13 protein-coding genes are annotated in these 17,158 nt (G+C 70.4%); 11 read left to right on the top strand and 2 right to left on the bottom strand.

Translation table 11 applies throughout. The features are described 5' to 3' along the window. Nucleotides 1–121: 121 nt before the first annotated feature. Nucleotides 122–718 (bottom strand): TetR/AcrR family transcriptional regulator, encoded by a 597-nt coding sequence (locus H5J33_RS00580; RefSeq protein WP_181792732.1) that lies wholly within the window; start codon nt 716–718, stop codon nt 122–124. Nucleotides 719–879: 161 nt separating this feature from the next. Here H5J33_RS00580 and H5J33_RS00575 point away from each other — a divergent pair, with 161 nt between their 5' ends. From H5J33_RS00575 to H5J33_RS00565, 3 genes are all read left to right on the top strand, one after another. Then, nucleotides 880–2,436: a class I adenylate-forming enzyme family protein gene (locus H5J33_RS00575; RefSeq protein WP_181792731.1), complete on the top strand. Its 1,557-nt coding sequence runs from the start codon at nt 880–882 to the stop codon at nt 2,434–2,436. 23 nt (nt 2,437–2,459) lie between these two features. Next, nucleotides 2,460–3,653 carry an acyl-CoA dehydrogenase family protein gene (locus H5J33_RS00570; protein ID WP_181792730.1) on the top strand — a complete coding sequence of 398 codons (1,194 nt, stop codon included), beginning with the start codon at nt 2,460–2,462 and terminating at the stop codon, nt 3,651–3,653. Nucleotides 3,654–3,847: 194 nt separating this feature from the next. Continuing rightward, nucleotides 3,848–4,090 (top strand): hypothetical protein, encoded by a 243-nt coding sequence (locus tag H5J33_RS00565; protein ID WP_181792729.1) that lies wholly within the window; start codon nt 3,848–3,850, stop codon nt 4,088–4,090. A 196-nt stretch (nt 4,091–4,286) separates the two neighbouring features. Here the strand turns inward: H5J33_RS00565 and H5J33_RS00560 are convergent, their stop codons facing one another. Next, entirely contained in the window at nt 4,287–4,661 is a 375-nt protein-coding gene (locus H5J33_RS00560) for a helix-turn-helix transcriptional regulator (protein ID WP_181792728.1), read from the bottom strand. Between the two features lie 571 nt (nt 4,662–5,232). Here H5J33_RS00560 and H5J33_RS00555 point away from each other — a divergent pair. The 8 genes from H5J33_RS00555 (at nt 5,233) to H5J33_RS00520 (ending at nt 17,150) form a co-directional block, all read left to right on the top strand. After that, nucleotides 5,233–5,808 (top strand): hypothetical protein, encoded by a 576-nt coding sequence (locus H5J33_RS00555; RefSeq protein ID WP_181792727.1) that lies wholly within the window; start codon nt 5,233–5,235, stop codon nt 5,806–5,808. 5 nt (nt 5,809–5,813) lie between these two features. After that, nucleotides 5,814–7,076 carry an NAD(P)-binding protein gene (locus tag H5J33_RS00550; protein ID WP_181792726.1) on the top strand — a complete coding sequence of 421 codons (1,263 nt, stop codon included), beginning with the start codon at nt 5,814–5,816 and terminating at the stop codon, nt 7,074–7,076. Between the two features lie 54 nt (nt 7,077–7,130). Then, nucleotides 7,131–7,877: a HisA/HisF-related TIM barrel protein gene (locus H5J33_RS00545; RefSeq protein WP_181792725.1), complete on the top strand. Its 747-nt coding sequence runs from the start codon at nt 7,131–7,133 to the stop codon at nt 7,875–7,877. Nucleotides 7,878–7,879: 2 nt separating this feature from the next. Then, nucleotides 7,880–8,890 carry a zinc-dependent alcohol dehydrogenase family protein gene (locus H5J33_RS00540; protein ID WP_399552735.1) on the top strand — a complete coding sequence of 337 codons (1,011 nt, stop codon included), beginning with the start codon at nt 7,880–7,882 and terminating at the stop codon, nt 8,888–8,890. A 52-nt stretch (nt 8,891–8,942) separates the two neighbouring features. Beyond that, the gene (locus H5J33_RS00535) at nt 8,943–12,053 is read left to right on the top strand and encodes an amino acid adenylation domain-containing protein (RefSeq protein ID WP_181792723.1); all 3,111 of its coding nucleotides are present in this window, start codon (nt 8,943–8,945) and stop codon (nt 12,051–12,053) included. A 61-nt stretch (nt 12,054–12,114) separates the two neighbouring features. Next, entirely contained in the window at nt 12,115–12,783 is a 669-nt protein-coding gene (locus H5J33_RS00530) for a hypothetical protein (protein WP_181792722.1), read from the top strand. Nucleotides 12,784–12,849: 66 nt separating this feature from the next. Beyond that, nucleotides 12,850–13,770 (top strand): cyclopropane-fatty-acyl-phospholipid synthase family protein, encoded by a 921-nt coding sequence (locus H5J33_RS00525; RefSeq protein WP_181792721.1) that lies wholly within the window; start codon nt 12,850–12,852, stop codon nt 13,768–13,770. A 251-nt stretch (nt 13,771–14,021) separates the two neighbouring features. Next, complete coding sequence (locus H5J33_RS00520; RefSeq protein ID WP_181792720.1) at nt 14,022–17,150, top strand: amino acid adenylation domain-containing protein; 3,129 nt, start codon at nt 14,022–14,024, stop codon at nt 17,148–17,150. The last annotated feature ends 8 nt before the right edge of the window (nt 17,151–17,158 follow it).

Below are 17,158 nucleotides of genomic sequence, written 5' to 3'. Positions count from 1 at the left end.
GGAGCGCGAGGCGGCCGGACGAAGACGCGCAAGGCACGTAAGCGGCCGATCGGGCACGGGGCGGCCGTCCGCCCCGGACATCCGGTCCCGGCTCCGGCCCCGGGGACGCCCGCCCCGCCGCTCAGGCCGGCGGTTCGAAGCCGCTGGCCCAGTAGCGCCCGCGCGTCGCCAGGTCGAGCAGCATCCGTACGACCTCTTCGGCGGGCAGGGACGGTGCGTCCTGTTCGACCCACCAGCGCAGCACCGCGAGCTGCTCCCCCACCCACACCCGGGCGAGCAGCTCCGGGTCGATGCGCGGCTTGACGGCGTTGCGCTCCGCGCGCGCCCTGAATTCCTCCGCGGTGGCGCGCGCGCAGGCGTCGACGAACAACTGCAGCGGTTTGCCGTCGCCTTCGCCGCGCAGCACGATCCGGTACAGGTCGCGTTCCTCGCGCGCGTGCCGCAGCATCTCCAAGACGGGCTTGCCGGTGAAGCCGACCGCGCTGTCGGCGACGGCCGGGGCCAGCCGCTCGCCAAGTTCGGTCAGCAAGTCGGCCGTCACCCGGGCGAACAGGTCCTCCTTGTCCCGGAAGTGCGCGTAGAAGGTCGCCCGGGCCACGTCCGCGCGCTCGGTGATGTCCTCCACGGTCAGCGCGGTGAAGCCACGCTCCAGCACGAGTTCCACCAGGGCCGCTCCCAGGGCGCGCCTCGACCGTCTGGTCCTTCTGTCCTCGGCCATGGAGCCCTCCTCGATCCTCGCGCCTCGGTGCGCGCCCAGTGTAGGAGAGTCTTGACATGCGAACAGTTACTGAACAGTCTGTATGACATTGATCAGTCAGTCCGATTCTCGGAAGCCACTGGCTGCCGTCGTCTCCCGACACACGCCCCGGAGAGGTCTTCATGAACCTCGGCACCTACTTGTCCCGCAGCGCCCGCTACTGGCCCGACGCCCCGGCACTCGTCTGCGGCGACCGCTCCTGGACCTTCGCCGCACTCGACCGCGCGACCGACCGACTGGCCTCCGCCCTGGCCGTCCGTGGCCTGCGCCCCGGCGACGCCGTGGCCTCGCTCGCGTGGAACCGGGGCGAGCTGGTGGAGATCGAATTCGCGCTGTACAAGGCGGGATTGACGCGGGCCCCGATCAACGCCCGCCTCGGACGCGGCGAGATCGAGCACATCCTGCGCTACGCCCCCGTCCGTGCCCTGGTCTTCGACGCGGCCCACCGCGAGGACGCCCTGGCCGCGATCGCCGCCGCCGGCACCGGTTGCCTGCCCGTCCCGCTGGACACGGGACGGGAGGACGGTGTCCCGTACGATGCCCTGCTGGCCGAGGGCACGGAGACTTCGTTCCGCATCGAGGTCGACGAGTCGCAGCCCTGCGTCCTGAACTTCACCTCCGGCTCCACCGGGGCCCTGAAGGCCGCGGTGCAGACCGTCGGCAACCGCCTGGCCAACATGCGCAAACTGCTGATGGCCGACGAGTCCCGCCCCCGCCCCGGCACCCGCTACCTGGCCTGCGGTCCCATCACCCACGCCACCGGGATGGGCCTGCTGGCGGGAGTGTTCGGCGGCTCCACCACGTACGTCCTCCCCACCTGGAGCCCCGAGGGCTTCCTGGAAACGGTGGAGAAGGAGCGCATCACCGCCACCTTCCTGGTGCCCGCCATGGTGAACATGCTCCTCGCCCACCCCGGCGCCGACCGCTACGACCTGTCCTCCCTGACGAGCGTGCGTGTCGGAGGCGCGCCCATCTCACCCCGACGGCTGCGCGACGCCGTCGAGTTCTTCGGCCCGGTCGTCGCCCAGGGCTACGGGCTCGGCGAGACCACCAGCGTGGTCGCGGCCCTGGGCAGCGAGGAGATCGCCCGCGCGGTGAAGGAGGACCCGGAACTGCTCCAGTCCTGCGGACGTGCCGCCTACGACACCGAGATACGCGTCGTGGACGAGGCGGGCCGCGAGCTGGGACCCCGCGAGGTCGGGGAGGTCATCGTGCGCGGGCCCGACTGCGTACGCGAGTACTGGAAGGAGCCCGTCCTGTCCGCGGAGACCTTCCGTGACGGCTGGGTGCACACAGGAGACCTCGCGTGGATGCGCGAGGACGGCTATCTGTTCCTGGTCGACCGCAAGAAGGACATGATCATCTCGGGCGGCTTCAACATCTACTGCACCGAGGTGGAGACCGCCCTGTACGAACACCCCGCCGTCCAGGAGGTGTGTGTCGTCGGTGTTCCCGACGAGCGGTGGGGCGAGGCGGTGAAGGCGGTCGTCGTACGCCGGCCGGACACGACCGTCACCGCCGAGGACCTGATCGCGTTCTGCGCGGACCGCCTGGACAGCCTCAAGAAGCCCCGCTCCGTCGACTTCGTCACCGAACTTCCCCACAACCGCAACGGCAAGCTCGATCGCAAGGCGGTACGCGAGCCGTTCTGGGCGGACACCGCCCGCCGCGTCAACTGACCGCTCACACCAAGGACTTACCGGTGACCTTCTCCCTGCGCCCCACCTACGCCGACACACGAACCGCCGAACTGGTGGACCGCCTGCGCGACTACCTCGACGGCGAACTCGCCGACCACGAGCGCGAGCACGGCATCACCCCGGCCACCCGCCTCACCCGCACCGACCTCGAACCGGTCTGGCGCCGCAGCCGCGAACTCGGCTTCTACGGCATCCACCTGCCCGAGGAATACGGCGGTCAGAACCTCAGCCACTCCCAGCTCGCCGCGCTGAAAGAGGAAGTCGGCGCGAGCGGGCGCGTCCTCGCGCACAGTGTGCTCGGCGACATGGGCGGTCCACTGCGGGCCGGCGACATCCTCCGGCACGCCACCGCACACCAGCTGGACACGTACCTCCTCCCGCTCATCCGGGGCGAGCGGGCCTGCTGCTTCTCCCTCACGGAGGCCGACGCCGGTTCCGACGTCCGCTCCATGCGCACCGTCGCCGTACGCGACGGCGACGGCTACCGGCTGACCGGACACAAGGTCTTCTCCTCGGCCGGCCCCTTCGCCGACTTCGCGATCGTGGTGGCCCGTATGGCCGGCACCGGCGAACAAGAGGGAGAGAAACCGGAGTTCTCGGCCTTCCTCGTGGACCTGGACAGCCCCGGCTGCCGGGTCGAGGAGGGAGCGACACCGATGTCCGGCGAGCACATCGAGAGCGACATCGTGCTGGAGGACTGCCACGTTCCCGCCGCCAACCTCCTGGGCGAGGAGGGCAACGGCATGCGCATCGCGCTCGGCAGGGTCACCACGAACCGCCTGCTGCACTGCCCGACCGTGCTCGGCGCCACCCGCCGCGCCCTCCAGCTGACCCTGGACCGCGCCCGCACCCGCCAGGTGTCCGGCAAGCCCCTGCTCATGCTCCAGGCCATCCAGCACAAGTTCGCCGACATGGCCACCGACTTCTACGCCGCCCGCTCCATGACGTACGCCGCGCTGGCGGCGCTGGACGAGGGACGTGAGGTGCCCGCGGAGGCGTTCATGTGCAAGCTGTTCGTCGCCGAGTCCGCCTTCCGCATCCTCGACGAGGCCGTGCAGATCCACGGCAAGGAGGGCCTGACCCAGGGCAACGAGATCGAGTACCTCTTCCGCAAGATCCGCATGTTCCGGGTGCTCACCGGCACGTCCGAGATCCAGCGCAACGGCATCGCCAAGCTCTTGGCCTTCCAGCACTGACCTCAGGCGGCCGTCCTGACCGGACAGGAGCTGTGGGGCCAAGGCCTCGATCATGGTGTTGGTCCAGCGCATCTGCCGCGAGGTCGCCGGACGGCAGACGGAGGTCGGGGGCGAGGAATTCGTCGTCCTGGGCGGCCCCGGCGAGCGGCTCCCGGCGCAGGGCTTCCTTCGCGGAGCCGAGGTGGAGTTCTGCGGTGGATCTCGTGCTCGGTGCGATGGCGCTCGGTCACGGCCGTCGGCCTCCCGGCCAGATGCCTCTCTCCGTGGCGGAGGACTCCGAAGTGAGATTGACGCAGATCCCGGGCTCCCTCGTCACGTTCGTGGTCGAACTGCTCGCCCTGGCCGCGCGGCGCTTCGGCGACCGGCTCGTGAGCCCTGCGCAACAACGGCAAGGTCGCGGTCAGCCTGAAGGGTTTCGACGGAGCCTCGCCGGCTGAGCAGTACGCGATCGATGCCGAGGCGGAGGCGGCCTGGTCCGCGGGCTGCATCGCCAGTGGCCGTCCGTTCGTTCGTCGACCGGCACCTCGGCTTCCAACGCGAGGGCGACCTGCGCGCACCGCACCCCGGCCTCGCCGCCGCCCCCCTGCTGCTACGAACGAACGACTCGTCCGCCTCACCACACAGGGCACGGTCTCAGCCGCTCGACTTGGGATGCCCGACGGGGGCGCCGAAGTACTGGGCGATCGCCTCGGCCCGACCCGAAACACCGAACTTCCGGTATACAGAGTGCAGATTATTCTTCACCGTACGCTCCGCAATGCCGAGTGCACGTCCTATCTGACGGTTCGACATTCCGGTCACCAGGAGACGGAAAACCTCGCTCTCACGATCCGTAAGGGATTCGATCCTGTTGTCGGGCAACTTGGACTCGGGGGCGGACGAGTCGGAGCCCGGCTGACGCTCCTGAACCAGGATCTGCAACAAACGAACGATCTCATTGGCGTCCCGGACCAGCGCCCGGAGACTGCACGCGATTTCCTGGCAGCAGAGTTCTTCTTCGTCGGGCATGACGTCACCCCCCCGAGGGATGAGTCTGTCGCTCACGCACGGGTCAGCGGCTTTGACGCCGATAAGCGGTACAGACAGAGCCGTTATTCCCTGGTTCGTGTAACGGGGAACCTACGATCCGGTCAGCGTTCGTTGCGGTAGTGGGCGGTAGTGGACCTCCCGCTCCGCGCCACGTCTCCGCCCCGTCGCGGGCCGCCCACACCAACGGTCGCCAGCGCCCCTGTGGCACCTGGAACCACCCGACGGCACTCCCTCGTACGTGCCGGCCTGTGGCTCATTACGAAAGGGATTGACGAACCGTCGCGACGGCACGGGTGAATGAGTGACCAAAGGACCTGGTGCCGTATCGAAGGTACCTAATGCATCACTGTTTCCGGGTACGAGGCACGGGCACTCGCGGCTGCACCGAACCGAGCAGGAAAAAGCACTGGCGAGGGAATTCATGGACACTGGTCCCGCATCTGCCGCAGCACGGTTACTCTGCGAACAGGAGCAGATCATCAGGCAGCGTGACAACGCACTGCTGCGCTCGGCACGTGACGGCCGGGTAGGCCGCCAGGCTCTTCGCCGCATGGTGCAGGCCGATCAATTGTGCCTGGAGACCGAGACCGTGGCCTACGCGGTACTTCTTGCCCGGTTCCCGAGTGGACCGGCTGCCGATCTCTTCACCGGGCTGAACGCCGCCCTGCGCTCGCTCAAGCCGAGCCTCGACCGGTGCGCGAGGGCTCTGGACTCGCCCCCCTCCTCCGCCCTCGACCCGTCAGAGGACGCCAACGCGTTCGCCTTCCCCAAGGCGGTTTCCTGGATGTGCCTGCACGCCGGACCCGTCGAGGCCGCGCTGGCACTGCGTTCCGACTTCGCGGCCTACGCACGGGAGTCCCGGGAACTCCTGCGGACGCTGACCGACGGTGAAACCGAGGTGCCCGAGGCGTTCCGTGACCACTACGGCTCGCCGACACCCACGGAACTGCTCGACCTGGCCGCCTCCGTCGTGGAGGACGGCGTCCGCGAGGGTGACGTGCCTGACCGCACCACTTCTGTCGCCGACATGCTGCTGGCAGGCCTCGACGGCTTCTGGCTGTTCGCCGCCGGTGTGCGCCGAGCACCGTCCGCGGTCGCCGCAGGCCCGCGAAGCCGGCAGGGGTGACGGCCGTGCGCGTAGGAATAGCGGGCGGCGGGATCGCGGGTCTGACGCTGGCCTGGTTACTTGGCGAGAGCCACGAGGTGCTGCTGCTCGAAGAACGGCCAAGGCTCGGCGGGAACGCGGAGTCCGTCCAGACGACCGTACACGGCGGTACCTGTGTCATCGACCTCGGTGTCAGGGAGACACCCGTCGAGTCGTCCCCGGTCTGGCGGCACATGACGGCGTCAGCGGGTATTCCGGCGGGGGATCTGGTGGAGACCACGTCCTCTCGCGTGGTGTTCCGCGAGCGCGAGCGCTCGGCCCTGTGGGTCTCTGCCGCAGACCCCACCGACACGGTGCGGCCGGTCACGACCGGCGGCCCGGCGTACCGGGCCATGGCCCGCTTCGCCGAGGAATCCGCGCGGTGGGAGGCAGAGGGGATGTCCTGGGACCTCACGCTCGACGAGGTTCTGAACTCCTGGTCACTGCCATCGTCCTCGGTGGAGCACCTGCTGTGCGCACTGCCGGCTTCACTGCACGGCTGCACGCTGGACGAGGTACGGACCCTGTCCGCACGGGCGGTAGGCGCGACCCTCGCCCCACCGGACGCGGTTCCCCGGACGACGTTCCTGCGTTTCGGGGCCACGTCCCTCGTCCACGGACTCGCTGCCGGCTCACCTTCGGTCAGGATACGACTGGGCACCGGCCTGCTGGCGGTGCGCCAAGCAGGGACGGGCTTCGAACTCGTGGACACAGCGGGCGGCGTTCACCCGGTGGACGCGGTGGCCCTGGCCCTTCCGGCGGACCGTGCCCAGACCGCACTCTCTGGTCTGGCGGGCACGAGTACCTGGCAAGCCGCGCTGAACTCCATCGCGTACCGGGAAGTGACCTACGTCCTGCACCGCGACCCGTACGGGATGCCCGGGGACCGGCGCCTGTGGTCCGCCGGCAATACGACCGTGGACGAGCACCGGAGTCAGACGACGACCTGGTACGGCCCCTCGCTGGGCGTCGATCTGTTCGTCAGTCAGGTCGATCACCGCGGCGGGCGGCCGCGCGAGGAACTCGCCCGCTCCTCGTTCCGGGCGACTCTTCCCACCCCGGCGGCCTGCCGGGCGAGGCAGCGGCTGGGCGAGATCGGAGCCGGGCAGCGCCTGCTCTTTCTCGGACATTGCACGACCCCGGTGGAAACACAGGAAGCGGCCATGAGATCGGCTCTGGCCGTGGCACATCACCTCGCGCCCCGCGGCGCACGGCCGCGGAGGCTACGCGACTACCTGGAAGGCGGATGACCGATGCGGCATGGCAGCAGTACCTCATATTCCCGGGCTCAGGTGGCCCGGCAGGTGATCCCTTGCATCGACGTGCGCGACGGCGTGGCGACCGACCCGTCCGGAATCCCCGGTCTCGCCGATCCCCTCGATGTCGTGGGCATCGCCGTCGGCTACGCGCACGACGGTGCCGGCCAGGTGTTCCTGGATGTCGTCGACCCCTGGGCAGCCGTCGGCTACCTTCCGGACCTCTTGCGCGAGTTGCACAAGACCGGTCTGGAACTGCTCGTCTCCGTGCAGCACGGAGTCTTGCCGTCGCCCGCGGAATGTGAGGAGTTACTGTCCGTGGGCGCGGACGCGCTCTCGGTCAGTACCAGTATGGTCGAGGAACCCGACCGGGTGGCGGACGCGGTCCGCCTGCTCGGGGGACGACGGTTCGTCGGCGTCGTGAACTGCTCCGGGGACCGGCAGCGAGGATGGCGGGTGCTCGTCCACGGCGGCGCCACCCGCACTACCGCGGACGCGCTCACGGTGGCCCGGCGGTTCGGCGAGCTGCGTCTGCGCGCACTGCTCGCCAACAACGTGGACCGTGAGGGCACGGGCATCGGTTACGACCTGGATCTGACTCGCGCCACCGCCCGCGTGTCCCGACTCCCGGTCATCGCCTCCGGCGGCGCGGGCTCCGCGGGGCAACTGGCCGACGCGCTGTGCGGCGGCGACGCCGCCCACGTACTCGTCAACAAGGTCGTCCACAGCGGCCGGGAGACGATCGGCTCGCTGAGCGAGGAGCTGTGCCGGCGCCTCCAGGGGGAAGCGGGCTGATCATGCGGGCCTTGGCTTTCAGGGAATACGGCGAACCTTCCCGTGTACTCCGCCTGTTGGACCTTCCACGGCCCGAACCGGGGCCGGGTGAGGTGCGGGTACGGCTCTCCGCCCGCCCGGTCAATCCCTCGGACCTTCTGTTCATCCGGGGATCCTACGGTCGCGACGCACGCTTCACCCTGCGACCGGACGGTGGTTCCCAAGAGAGCGGCTGGGCTGTCGCCGGGTTCGAGGGCGCAGGCATCGTGGACGCCCTGGGTCCCGGTACGGGCGGCCCTGTACCAGGCACCCCCGTGGCGGTCTCCGCCACGGGGACCTGGCAGGAGCACGTCTGCGTACCCGCCACCTCGGTGATCACGGTGTCACGCGGCGTTTCCGCCGAGGCCGCCTGCCAGCTCACCGTGAACCCCTTCACCGCCCACCTGCTCGTGCGTGACATCGCCCTCGGCCCGGGCGACACACTGCTCCTCACCGCGGGTGCCTCCGCAGTGAGCCGAATGGTGATCCACCTGGCGAGCGAGCGCGGTGTCCGGTGCCTGCCCGTGGTCAGGCACCGCGAGCAAGCACGCGCGCTGACCCGCCCGGGTACGCGGCCCCTGACGGCCGACTCCGCCGACGCCCTCCTGGAGGAGGTGCGCGGCACCCTGGAGCACGGCCGAGTGGACGCGGTTCTGGACGCGGTCGGTGGGGCTCTCGGCACCGCGGCGCTGCGGTGCCTGCGTCCCGCCGGGCGGTTCGTCTCCTACGGCATGTTGTCCGGTCACCCCCTCCGGGTGCGTCCCGACGACCTGGTCTTCCGACAGGTGAGCATCTGCGGGTTCTGGTTGCCCGCCCGTATGGAGCGTCTGGGCGAACGGGAGCTGAGCGCCCTCACCCGGCAAGTCCAGGAAGCCGCCGTGCGTGGCCTGCCCGGCCTCGAGATCGCGGAGCGCCGTGACCTCGAGGACTTCCAGTCCGCACTCGAACACACGATGCGGCCCGGACGCGGCGGAAAGGTCGTGCTCACCGGCTGATCACGGCCGGTCCCGCGCCTGCCGGCCGGACCCCTCACGAAAGGACGCACTCATGCCGTCGACGGCGCCCACCCCGAACGGCCGCGCCCCCGGGCACGTCCGCGCGTACGACGCCCGTACCGGCTACCCCCGCGACGCTCTGCTCCCGGACTTGTTCACCCAGCGGGTACGGCAGTCCCCCGACAGCGAGGCGCTGGTGTGGAGCGGCGGCCGCTGGACGTTTCGGGAACTCCACGCAAGGGTGCTCCACGCCGCCGAACGGTTACGGGCCCGCGGCGTGGGCGACGGTGACGTCGTCGCCGTACTCCTGGACCGCTCCCCGCAGTCGGTGGTGACCACGCTCGCCGTCCTGGAGGCGGGCGCCGTCCACCTGCCCCTCGACCCCGGCACCCCCGGCAGACGGCTCGCCGCGATGATCCGGGACTCCGCGGCGAAGTGTCTGGTGACCCTGCCCGGCGCCGCTGTCCCCCCGTCCCTCCCGCTCGTCCGTGTCACCACCCACGAGCTGGAAGGGGCGTGGGAGGCCCGGACGGAGCCGTGCCGCACCACGGGACGGGTGGCGACAGACGCCGCGTACCTCATCTACACCTCCGGCTCGACCGGTGTGCCCAAGGGCGTGCTGTGCCACCACCGGGGGATGGTCCGCTTCGTGACCGCGGACCATCCGGCGGTTCCTGGGCCCGGCGACCGCCTGCTCACCACAGCCAGCCCGACGTTCGACGTCTCCTGCTACGAGATCTTCTGCACCTTGCTCAACGGGGCGTGCCTGGTGCTCCCGGAACCCGACGTCCTGCTCGACACGGAGGCGCTGGCGCAGTGCCTGCGCGATCAGGGCATCACCACCCTGTGGCTGGCTGCCGGACTGTTCCACGTTCACGCCGGATCCGCGCCCCACATGTTCTCCGGACTGCGATGTCTGATGGTGGGCGGCGACTCGGTCAGCCCCGGTGCCGTCCGCGCCGTACTGGCCCACGGCGCGCCGGGCGCCTTGGTCAACGGCTACGGGCCGACGGAGAACGGCGTCATCAGCACCTCGTACACGGTTCGCGACCTCTCCGAGCAGGCGGAGCTCGTGCCCATCGGCAGGCCGGTGCCCGCCACCACCGTCCACGTGGTCCGACGCGACGGCAGCCTGGCCGAGGCCGGGGAGGAGGGGGAGCTGTGGGTGGGCGGGGACGGCGTGGCGATCGGCTACCTCAACGACCCGGAACGGACCTCGGAGCGCTTCGTCCCCGACCGTTTCGGTGACGATCCGCGCGGCCGCCTCTACCGGACGGGCGACATCGTGCGCCGGCGGGACGACGGCGTGCTGGAGTTCCTGGGGCGCACGGACAGGCAGGTGAAGCTGCGGGGCTTCCGGATCGAGCTGGACGAGGTCGAGGCCGTGCTGTCCGGCCATCCCGACGTCCGGGAGGCCGCTGTCGACGTGCTGGGCGAAGGGCCGGGGCAGCACTTGGGCGCGGTCGTGGTCGGCGCCCCGGGCGTTGACGCCACCGCCCTGGTCGCGCGTCTGAACGACCACGTCCGGGACCGCCTGCCGGCCCACATGGTGCCCAGCAGGCTGGTCTGCGTCCCGGACCTGCCGCTGACGACGAACGGCAAGGCTGATCACGTTCGCCTCCTGGCCCGGCTCACGCAGCCGGCGGCCGGTGGACGCGGGGGCGGAGCACCGGCACGCGCGGACGAGAGGGCCGTCGAGCGGATCTGGTGCAAGGCGCTGGACACGGAAAGCCTTGGCAGGGAGGACGACTTCTTCGCTTTGGGCGGCTCCTCGTTGACGGCGACACACGTCGCCGCGGCCACCCGCCGCCACTTCGGCATCGCCCCGGCCAACGGCAGTGCCCTCGTCCGCGAGCTGCTGGACAATCCGACCCTCGGGGCTTTCACGGAGCGGGCGCGGCATCTCGCCGAGCAGGGGACGGCGCGGGCGTCACACACCAAGCCGGACTTCCACGCGGAAGCGCAACTGCACCGGGCGATACCCTTCACCGGCCCCCTGCCGCAAGCAGGAAGCCCTGGACGGGCATTCGTCACCGGTTGCACCGGCTTCCTTGGCGTCCATCTCGTCGATCGGCTCCTGCGGGCCGGTGCGGAACACCTGTACTGCCTCGTCCGCACCCGGGACAAGGAGCACGGCGCCGCGCGCATGGCCGCCCGGATGCGACGCTTCGGCCTTGATCCGCACATCCTGGGCGGCCGGGTCACGGTGATCCCCGGCGACCTGTCCACCGAGCGGTTCGGGCTCGACGGCACCGCCTGGGAGCGGCTGGCACAAGACAGCGACCTCATCGTGCACTGCGGCGCACGGGTCAACTTCGCCTACCCCTATGGAGCGCTGGCTCCGGACAACGTCGGCGGCACACGTACGGTCATCGAACTGGCCGCCACGCACCGGCTCAAACCGCTGCACCACATCTCCACCGTCGGTGTGCTCGCCGGCCTCGGCCTCGCGGGCGTCCGGCACGCGACGGAGCGCACGCCGCTCGCCCATCCCGACCGGCTGCCGGGCGGTTACGCGGAAACCAAGTGGGTCGCCGAGAAGCTGGTGGCGGAAGCCGCGCGCCAGGGGCTTCCCGCGTCGATCCTCCGCCCATGCGAGGTCACGGGCACCAGTGACCGGGGGGTGTGGAACGCCGACACCCTGATGTGCGCACTGTTCCGCACGATCGCGCAAGGCGGCGAGGCCCCCGACGTGCCGTTGCCGCTCGACTTCGTCCCCGTGGACCACACGGCGGACGTGATCACCCGGGTGATCACCCACCAACATCCCGACGGTCGCGTCTACCACATCACCAATCCCGAGCCGGCACGCCTGTCCCTGCTCGTGGACCGTCTACGGGCGCTGTCCTACCGGGTACGCACGGTCACATACCAGGAATGGATCTCCGGGGTCGTCCGGGCGGTCGATGCGGACCCCCGGCACCCGATGACGCCGTATCTCCCACTGCTCGTCGAATCGGCACCCGGCATGGATCTCGCCGCCGAACTGCCCTACTTCACGCGCAGGTTCCCCCGGCTCGGCCGCGACAACACCGACCGTGTGTCGGCGGACGCCGGGCTGGCCTGCCCGCCGGTGGACGCCCGGCTGATCGACCTCTACCTCGGACGTCTCCGGGAGAGCGGGTACCTACCGCCCCCGGAAGCCACCGGCGTCGTCGCCTGAGCCGTACACCCACCCGGACCGGCGCGGACGCCCGTCGCCGACCACCACCGGAGGAAATCACATGAACACCCGAAACCACACCGACGCCAAAGCCCTGGCGGAAGACGTCCGGCAGCGTCTCACCGGCGAAGTTCCTGGCAGCCCGCTCGTCCTGGCACCCGTCACGGGCTCCGGCGTCCTCGAACCCCTGCGCCGTCTGGTCGCGGTCGAGTACCAGGCCCACCCGGTCGAACTCGTCGCGTACGGCACCCTGCTGGCCCGGTTCCCCCACCGGCCCGCCGCCGAACTGTGGGTGACTCTGGCACGCATCGTCCACGAGGCCACGCCCAAGCTGCGCGAGGTGGCCCGGGCCCTCGGGATGTCCGAGACCGACCTGGCGGGCCGGACGGTGGACGGCGGCGCCTACTCCTTCCACGGCGCCATGTCCTGGATCGCCGCATCCGGGAGCCAGAGCGCGGCAGCCCTGGCCGCCCACACCGACATGCAGGTCTACTACTCCGGCGCCACCGCCGTCGCACGACGCCTGCGGGAGACGGGCGCCCCGGTGCCGCAGGAGTTCCTCGAGTACTACGACGACCCCGGCGACGGCGCTCTGGAGGAACTTGCCCTGGTCGTCGCCCAGGACGGCCTCGACCGCGGGGACAACCCCCAGGAGGCGCTGTTCCACGCCCACCGTGTCGCGGACGCACTGCTGGGCGTCTGGAAGGCCACGACGGCCGACCCGGCCTGATCCGGTGAGCCCGCGGCGCGGAACATCCACCCCGGCACCGCACAACCCTACCGAGAGGAAGCCGTGTTGAACGGCACCGACGAACCGGCGTACGAGGTATTGCCGAGCCACCAGAGCGATCCGTTCCGAGACCACGTGGTCCGGGCCTACGAGGACACACCGGCAGACTGGCAGAAGGTCATCGGCGGGCAACTGCATTTCCAGTGGGGCGTCTTCGGCCATCCGGACGCGCCTCGCCCCGTGTCCCTCGACGAGGCAGGGCTCCGGTACCTGGAACAGCAACTCGCCCTCGCCACAGGCGAGAGGTCCGGGCCCACGCGCCCGCGACGCATCCTGGACGTGGGATGCGGCTGGGGAGCGACGCTGAGGCACCTCGCGCAGGTCTTTCCCGACTGTCCACGCCTGGACGGCGTGAACATCAGCGCCGAGCAACTCGCGCACTGCGCCGGCCTCGTTCGCGACGTGCCCCGACCAGGTCGCGTCCACCTGTATCTGTGCGACGCCGCCGACATCGCCGAGCTGCCCGACCCGGAACAGCCCTACGACCTGGCGCTCGCCCGGGGAGTCATCACGCACCTCCCCCCTCGGGTGTACGAGGCCGCGACCGAGGCGCTGTCCCGGCGCATGCGGCCGGGGTCGCTGCTCGTCGTCTCCGAGACGCTCTACAGCGAGGAGTTCCTGGCCCGTGAGCCGCGTCTGCCCGCGGACGCGGACCATCTGGCGCTGGAGCACCGCAAGTCGCTGCGCTACGTCACCGACGTCTTGCGGGACAGCGGCTTCCGGATCAGGGACGAGCGAGTGCTGCCCTGCGCGGAGGACGCCGCCCGCTGGGTGCTGGAGCTCAAGAGCAACATCGACGTCCACTTCCCCGAGGAGGCGAGCCCGCCCCTGGAGGCGATCCGGCGCATGGCCGCGGATTTGGCGGTCGCCCTGCTCCGGCGGGAAGCGTCGGTCCACAGCATCGTCGCCGAACGCGTCCCAGCATAGGGCACTCGGTACCGGCCTCCCTTGGTGCGGCGCCGAGCGGCCCCTCCTGGACGGCGGATCGTGAGGTCCGCCGTCACCGCGGCGCCGTACGGCATTTCCCGTACGCGCGCCCGGCATCTCGCCCCCGGGTACTGGCGCGCGAGGTGCCCGACCGGCCGAACCACAGACATTCCGCGTCACCGCGTCAGCCGTCAGCGGATGACACCGGAGAACGACGACCTCGACCACTTAACCGAATCCAAGGAGTCGACGTGGCAACACCAGGCGAAACCACCCCCACCTCCCTGCCCCCGCATGCTCATGACTGGAATCAGGTGTCCGCGAGCTATCCCCGGACGGCCACCATTCCTCTGCTCTTCGCGGAACAGGCCGACGCCCGGCCCGAAGCGACGGCCGTCGAATGGGCGGACGGGGCATGGACGTACCAGGAGCTGGCAGCACGAGTCCGGCGCGGCGCCACGGCGCTGCGGGCGCACGGGATCGGCGCCGGGGACGTGGTAGGGGTGGTCATGCGGCGGTCCCCGGCGGCGGTGGCCGCCATCCTCGCGGTCCTGCACGCGGGCGGGGTATACCTCCCGCTCGGTCCGGATCAGCCCGCCGACCGGCTGACCGGGATTATGCGGGACGCCGGCGTCCGGGTGGCTGTGCACGGTGCGGACGAACCCGTGGAGGTGCCGGACTCCACGACCGCCGTCTGCGCCGACGACTTGTTCGGTGGCCCCGAGGACGCCGATCCCCGGTGGTGGGGTGAACGTGCCGCCGACGAGGCGGCGTACGTCATCTACACATCGGGATCGACCGGCGCTCCCAAGGGCGTGGTGTGTCCCCACCGCGGCCAGACCAGGCTGGCCCGCGGGGCGGGGGAACTCCGCGTCCGGCCCGACGACCGCGTCCTCGCCACCACCGATCTGACGTTCGATGTCTCCTGCTTCGAGATCTTCGCCACTCTGCTGAACGGCGCCTGCCTCCTCCTCGCGCAGGACTCGGACCTGCTGGACTCCAAGGCGCTGGAGAACGTGGTGAGCGGCAGGGGCGTCAGCGTGATGTGGCTGAGCGCGGGCCTCTTCCACCAGCACGCCCACGTCGCACCTCACCTCTTCGCCGGACTGCGTCTTCTCGTCGCGGGCGGTGATGTACTCAGCCCTCGCGCCGTGCGCGCCGTTCTGGCGGAGAGCCGGCCCGACGTGTTCCTCAACGGCTACGGGCCCACCGAGAACTCCTCCTTGTCCACCGTGTGCCGGTTGGACGAGCTGTCCTCGCAGGCCGAGAACGTGCCCATCGGGGTGCCGGTCGCAGGCTCGACCGCCTACGTGGTGCGCGAGGACGGCACAGTCGCCGCCCCCGGTGAGACGGGCGAACTCTGGCTCGGCGGAGACGGGGTCGCGCTGGGGTACCTCGGCGATCCGGACAGGACGGCGGAACACTTCGTCGAGGACCGGTGGAGCCCCGACGAGATACGCGGACGGCTCTACCGCACCGGCGACATGGCACGGTGGCGGGAGGACGGAGCGCTCGAATTCCTCGGGCGGCGCGACCGGCAGGTCAAGATCCGCGGCTACCGCGTGGAGCTGGACGAGGTCGAGTCCGTGCTGTCGGCACATCCGCACGTGCGTCAGACGGCGGTCGATGTCGTCGGCGAAGGGGCGGGGCAGCGGCTGATGGCCGCTGTCGTGGCGCACAGCGGACATGACCACAAGGACCTCACGGCTCGCCTGCACGAGCACGTACGCGACCGGCTGCCGAGCTACATGACGCCGACGCGGATCGCGCTGGTGGACGCACTCCCCCTCACCTCCAGTGGCAAGGTCGACCGCAGGTCGCTGTCCGCCCTCGCCACGCCCCCCGCTCCGGCCCGCGACGACGCGCCCCGCGGAGAGGTGGAGGAGATCCTCGCAAGCGTGTGGCGCGATGTCCTCAATGCGGACATGGTCGGACGCGATGCACACTTCTTCGCTCTCGGCGGTACGTCGCTGCGTGCCACACAGGTCACCGCCGCGGTGCGCGAACGCCTCGGAGTGCCGGCCGAGTTCGGGCGTGCGATGATCCGCAGTCTGGTCGCGGACCCGTCCCTGCGGGACTTCACCGCGACGGTGCGGGATTTACTCGACGGTCACGAGGAATCCACCGCCCCGGACACCGACTTCGCGATCGAGAGCCGACTCGCGCCGGAGCTGCGTTACACCGCGCCCGCGACGGCCGCCGCCCGGGTTCCGCGCCAGGTGCTGCTGACCGGCTCAACCGGTTTCCTGGGGGTCTACCTCGTCGACCGGCTGCTGCGGGAGGGCGTGGAGCGAGTCCACTGCCTGATCCGCGCCGACGACCCACCTCGGGCCCTCGCGCGGCTGGCGGCCAGGATGCGGCGCTATGGCCTCGATCCCGAACCACTGCTGGACCGTGTCGTCCCCGTACCCGGAGAGCTGGCCGAGCACCACTTCGGACTGTCCGACGGCGACTGGGACCGGCTCGCCCGTGACATCGACTTGATCGTGCACTGCGGCGCACGGGTCAACTTCGCCTATCCCTACCACGCGCTCGCGCCGATCAACGTCGGTGGCACCCGCACCGTGCTGGAGCTGGCGGGCGAGCACACCACCAAGCCGCTCCATTACATCTCCACCATCGCGGTGATCGCCGGGTTCGGCACCGCCGGTGTGGCGCACGTCGACGAGAACACACCACTCGACCACGCCGACCGCTTGTCCCTGGGCTACCCCGAGACCAAATGGGTCGCGGAGAACCTCGTCGTCGAGGCCGGCCGACGCGGCCTGCCCATGGCCGTCCACCGCCCCTACGAGGTGACCGGCACGGTGGAGCGGGGCGTGTGGAACACCGACACCATGATGTGCGCCCTGTTCCGGACCATCGCCGAGACCGGCCTCGCCCCGGACATGGCCCTGCCGCTGGACTTCGTGCCGGTGGACTACACCGCGGACGCGATCACACACCTCATCACCCACCAGGAACCCGACGGCCGCGTCTACCACCTCACCAATCCCCGCCCGGCCCGCCTGCCCCTGCTCGTGGAACGCCTGACCGCCATGGGATATCCGGTGCGGACCGTGCCCTACGGCGCGTGGACGGAGATGCTCGCCGAGCTGACGGCTCGGCTGCCCGACCACCCCATGGCCCCATATGTCGCCATGTTCGTCGAACCGGCCCGTGACAGTGGGGTCTCGGTCAAGCAGATGTACACCGACGGTGTCTTCCCCGCCTTCAGCCGCCACAACGCCGACGCCGCACTCGCCGGCAGCGGACTCGTCTGTCCGCCTGTCGATGCCGGCCTGCTCGACACCTACCTGCGCGAATTCAGGCGCACCGGATTCCTTGCGCCGCCCTCCGCATCCAACCGCGCCGCGTCTGTTCCCGGGGACATCGCATGACGTCGCGC

The sequence above is a fragment of the Streptomyces sp. WELS2 genome (genome assembly GCF_013870595.1).
GTDB lineage: Bacteria > Actinomycetota > Actinomycetes > Streptomycetales > Streptomycetaceae > Streptomyces.
This window is presented reverse-complemented; position numbering and strand designations above follow the sequence as displayed.

What these genes read in the sequence shown, in the direction of transcription:
- H5J33_RS00580 (WP_181792732.1), bottom strand. Translation starts at nt 718, where the DNA reads ATGGCCGAGGACAGAAGGACCAGACGGTCGAGGCGCGCCCTGGGAGCG.
- H5J33_RS00575 (WP_181792731.1), top strand. Translation starts at nt 880, where the DNA reads ATGAACCTCGGCACCTACTTGTCCCGCAGCGCCCGCTACTGGCCCGAC.
- H5J33_RS00560 (WP_181792728.1), bottom strand. Translation starts at nt 4,661, where the DNA reads ATGCCCGACGAAGAAGAACTCTGCTGCCAGGAAATCGCGTGCAGTCTC.
- H5J33_RS00555 (WP_181792727.1), top strand. Translation starts at nt 5,233, where the DNA reads ATGGTGCAGGCCGATCAATTGTGCCTGGAGACCGAGACCGTGGCCTAC.
- H5J33_RS00540 (WP_399552735.1), top strand. Translation starts at nt 7,880, where the DNA reads ATGCGGGCCTTGGCTTTCAGGGAATACGGCGAACCTTCCCGTGTACTC.
- H5J33_RS00535 (WP_181792723.1), top strand. Translation starts at nt 8,943, where the DNA reads ATGCCGTCGACGGCGCCCACCCCGAACGGCCGCGCCCCCGGGCACGTC.
- H5J33_RS00530 (WP_181792722.1), top strand. Translation starts at nt 12,115, where the DNA reads ATGAACACCCGAAACCACACCGACGCCAAAGCCCTGGCGGAAGACGTC.